The organism is Streptomyces sp. LS1784, from assembly GCF_020103755.1.
Taxonomy (GTDB): Bacteria; Actinomycetota; Actinomycetes; order Streptomycetales; family Streptomycetaceae; genus Kitasatospora.
The window spans coordinates 1-3,129 of record NZ_JAHSQD010000774.1 but is presented as its reverse complement, the minus strand read 5'-3'; the positions used below and the strand labels follow the sequence as shown (position 1 = coordinate 3,129).

The window sequence follows — 3,129 nt, the reverse complement described above, 5'->3', positions numbered from 1 at the left end:
CGGACCCCGCTCCGGCAAGGGCGGCGGCCGGCCCGCGCGGGGCGGCCGCCGACGCTAGGCCCTACTGGCCCACCCGGCCGTCGACGCACTCGCGCAGCAGGTCGGCGTGGCCGCAGTGGCGGGCGTACTCCTCGATCCGGTGCACCAGCAGCTCCCGGATCGCGAACCGGTCCTTCCCGACCCGCTCGCCCAGGTCCGGGAAGGCGGCCAACTCGGCGTCCAGTGCGGCCTGTTCGCGCTCCAGGTCGCGGAACGCGGCGTCTGCCACGGCCTGGTCGGCCACGGCGCCCTCGAAGTCCCCGTCCCGCTTGCCGTACAGCTTGGGCAGCGGATCGCCGTCGGTGATCCAGTTCCGCCAGTCCCGTTCGACCTCGGCCAGGTGCCGGACCAGCCCGAGCAGGGACATCGTCGACGGTGGCACCGAGCGGCGGGCCAGCTGCTCCGGGTCCAGGCCGTCGCACTTCATCCGCAGGGTCAGCCGGTAGTTCGTCAGGCAGTCCTGGAACGTGCCGAGTTCGCCGTCCGAGCCGGGGCCGTCGTTGTTGCGGGGGTCGTCGTCCGGGTCGGCCCACATGTCGGGGTGGACGGTCGCCTGGGTCCAGCGTTCGGGTTCAGTCATACCCGGCATCGTCGCCCGCGACGGCCCCCGCCCGCCACGGGGTTATCGCGCTCCCGGGGCGCGCAGCTGGACGGCGACGAGCACCCTGGCCGGCCGCCAGTCCGGCGCCCAGCGGGCCGGAGAAGAGGTTCGGTCCGTCGGCATGCGTGGTCATGCCGGCACCGTACGCCGGGCGACGGACAACGGTCCGTCGGCAGTGGGCCGTTGCTGCGCGGGACGGGGCCCGGGGCGGCGTCCCGCGCAGCGGGGCGCGTGCGCTCAGTCGGTCAGCAGGCGGGCGCGCAGGGCGTCGATCCGGTCGCGGTCGATGCCGAGGGTGCCGGTGAGGTAGGCCTCGACCGAGCCGTAGCGGTCGGCGAGGTCGGCGAGGGTGAGCCGGATGACGGCCTCCGGGGCGCGCCCGTAGCCGGGCCAGCGCAGGGTGCGGCCGGGGTGGGCGGCGTGCCACTCGGCGACGAAGTGCGGGGTGGCGAGTTCGGTGAGGGCGAAGTCGGCGGCGATGTCGTCCTCGCCGACGCCGAGCAGGGTGAGCAGCAGGGCGCCGATCAGCCCGGTGCGGTCCTTGCCGGAGGCGCAGTGGAAGACCACCGGGGCCTCGGCGGCCGTGATCACGTCCAGGGCCTGGCGGATCTCCTTCACCCCGTCCTCGGCGACCTCGGCGAAGCGGTCGGCGAGGTAGCGCCAGGGATCGAGCTCCGGGTCGATCTCGGCCTGGTCGTACGGGCGGTGCTCGATCGAGAGGTTGTGGTACTCCAGGCCCTCGAAGTCGGGCACCCGGCCCTTGGCGGCGATCTCCCAGGGGTAGCGCAGGTCGATCACGGTCCGTACGCCGAGGGCCCGGAGCCGGTCGAGGTCCTCGGGGGAGCCGAGCTTGCCGAGCGAGTCGGAGCGGTAGACCAGCCCCCACCGGACGGACCGTCCGCCGGCGGCCGGATAGCCGCCCAGGTCGCGGAAGTTGTGCAGGGCATCGAAGGGGTGATGGCGCGTTGTCATGCGCGCACTCTAGTCAGCGGCGGGCCGTCCGCCGGCGGGCGGGCCGTAGCCGTGGGCGAGCAGGTCGAAGGCGCGGGTGGCCTCCCCGACGGCCTCGGTGTGCAGGTCGTCGGCGGTGCGGCCGTCCTGGATGCGGCGCCAGTTGTGCAGGGCGAGGACCCGCTGGGTGGCGGTGACCTGGGCGGCGAGCAGGGCGGCGGTGAGGTCCTGCGACCCGGGGAGTCCGGGGGCCTCGCGCAGCGCCTCGGCCAGCGACTGCTCGGCGCGGGCCACGTACTCGCCGACCCGGGCGGCCAGGCTGGGTGTGCCGTGGACCAGGGCGGTGAAGGCGAGTACCGCCGGGTGGTCGTTGAGGCCGGTGACCGGGTCGCGCCGGGCGAGGCCCGCCAGGAAGTCCCGCAGCAGCGCGTCGAGCACCGGCTCGCCGGGCAGCCGGGTGCGGACCACCTCGGCGGCCTGCTCCTGGTGGTCGGCGAAGCGGTGGACGACCAGGTCCTCCTTGGTGGGGAAGTAGGAGAACAGCGTCGGCTTGGAGACCTCGGCGGCCGCCGCGACGTCCGCCACCGACACCCGGTCGAAGCCGTGCTCCAGGAAGAGCGCGATGGCCGCCTCCGAGATGGCTCGCCGGGTCCGCTCCTTCTTCCGCTCCCGCAGTCCGGTCATGCGGCTCAGGCTAGCAGCGGGTATTGACCAGGGCAGGTTTCTGACCCGGTCTGCCGATGAGTGTGTCGCACGTTCCGTGCCGAGTCCGTTCTCCCCGCCCGTCGTGGCGGGGAGAACCCGAGGCATGTGACGTTCGGTCAGGCTGCTTTTCGTCGGGCGGTGACCTCGATCTCGATCCTCATCCGCGGGTCGGCCAGGCCGCACACCTGCATGGTGGCCGCCGGGCGGACCTCGCCGAAGCAGCGTCGCAGGACCGGCCAGCAGGGCTCGAAGTCCGCGCGCTCGGGCAGCAGGTAGCGCACCCGTACCACGTCGGCGAAGCCGCAGCCCGCCTCGGCCAGCGCGGCCCCGATGGTGCGCAGGCACTGCTCGGCCTGCTCCACCACGTCCTCGGAGATGGTCATGGTGGCGTAGTCGAAGCCGGTCGTCCCGGACACGTGCACCCAGTCGCCGTCCACCACGGCGCGGGCGTAGCCGATCTGCTCCTCGAAGGTCGAACCGGTGAGGATCGCACGTCGCTCAGTCATGCCGGGGACGCTAGGTGAGCTGCGGGGATACGTCCAATACCTCCTGCGGGGCGGTCTGATATCCCTGGAGGTATGGAGCGCCCCGAACTTCCCCTGCCGCAGCTGCACGCCTTCGTCGTGCTCGCCGAGGAGCTGCACTTCGGCCGGGCCGCCGCCCGACTGGGCATCGCCCAGCCGCCGTTGAGCCAGCAGATCCGGCGGCTGGAGGAGAAGGTCGGACACCCGCTGTTCCGCCGCGACCCGGGCGGCGTCGCGCTGACCCCGGCCGGCCGCGAACTGCTGCCCGCCGCCTGCCGGGCGCTGACCGGCCTCGCGGACGCGCTGGCC

The 3,129-nt window shown here is 73.7% G+C and carries 6 protein-coding genes; 1 reads left to right on the top strand and 5 read right to left on the bottom strand.

All coding sequences use genetic code 11. The features are described 5' to 3' along the window. Nucleotides 1-61: 61 nt before the first annotated feature. The 5 genes from KS423_RS42150 to KS423_RS42130 form a co-directional block, all read right to left on the bottom strand. On the bottom strand, nucleotides 62-628 hold the full coding sequence (locus tag KS423_RS42150; RefSeq protein WP_224285001.1) for a DUF664 domain-containing protein: 567 nt from the start codon (nucleotides 626-628) through the stop codon (nucleotides 62-64). Further along, nucleotides 612-773, bottom strand: coding sequence for a hypothetical protein (locus KS423_RS42145; protein WP_224285000.1), 162 nt, complete (start codon nucleotides 771-773; stop codon nucleotides 612-614). Before KS423_RS42145 ends, KS423_RS42150 begins: the two co-directional genes overlap by 17 nt. A gap of 104 nt (nucleotides 774-877) precedes the next feature. Continuing rightward, nucleotides 878-1,612: a tyrosine-protein phosphatase gene (locus KS423_RS42140; RefSeq protein WP_224284999.1), complete on the bottom strand. Its 735-nt coding sequence runs from the start codon at nucleotides 1,610-1,612 to the stop codon at nucleotides 878-880. A gap of 9 nt (nucleotides 1,613-1,621) precedes the next feature. Then, nucleotides 1,622-2,275: a TetR/AcrR family transcriptional regulator gene (locus tag KS423_RS42135; RefSeq protein WP_224284998.1), complete on the bottom strand. Its 654-nt coding sequence runs from the start codon at nucleotides 2,273-2,275 to the stop codon at nucleotides 1,622-1,624. 137 nt (nucleotides 2,276-2,412) lie between these two features. Then, a complete protein-coding gene (locus KS423_RS42130) occupies nucleotides 2,413-2,802 on the bottom strand; it encodes a RidA family protein (RefSeq protein WP_224284997.1) in 390 nt (129 codons plus the stop codon). A gap of 72 nt (nucleotides 2,803-2,874) precedes the next feature. Here KS423_RS42130 and KS423_RS42125 point away from each other — a divergent pair. Then, nucleotides 2,875-3,129: LysR family transcriptional regulator (locus KS423_RS42125; protein WP_224284996.1), on the top strand; the 255-nt coding region annotated here is incomplete at its 3' end.